General features: G+C 57.1%; 1 protein-coding gene. It reads right to left on the bottom strand.

What is annotated here, in order from left to right:
• Positions 1-243 (bottom strand): hypothetical protein (locus L5876_RS14685; protein WP_236957106.1); only part of this gene is annotated, 243 nt, incomplete at its 3' end.
• Positions 244-280: the final 37 nt, after the last annotated feature.

Genomic DNA, 280 nt, shown 5'->3' on the forward strand with positions numbered 1-280 from the left:
CAGTTTTTCAAATGTGGATTTCGCCACTGCAAGACGTGGAGTCTCGGCCTCCATCCGTTGCAAGATTTCCGCTTGCGGCTGGTCTTGCAGCTCGATAAACAGAGGGAGCATGGTGGCTCCCTGCGCTAGCGCTTGCTGTACGCCTGGCGAGACCTTATCCGGTACCGGCGCTACCGTTGCGGTGTCCTGCGCCGATGCTGCGCTCGCGAGCAGTAGACACATTAATATTCCCCATGCGCTCATGATGGCCTCCTTGGTTTCCGTAGAAGCGAATTGCGCT

This window comes from Hyphobacterium sp. SN044 (assembly GCF_021864465.1).
Classification (GTDB): Bacteria; Pseudomonadota; Alphaproteobacteria; order Caulobacterales; family Maricaulaceae; genus Hyphobacterium.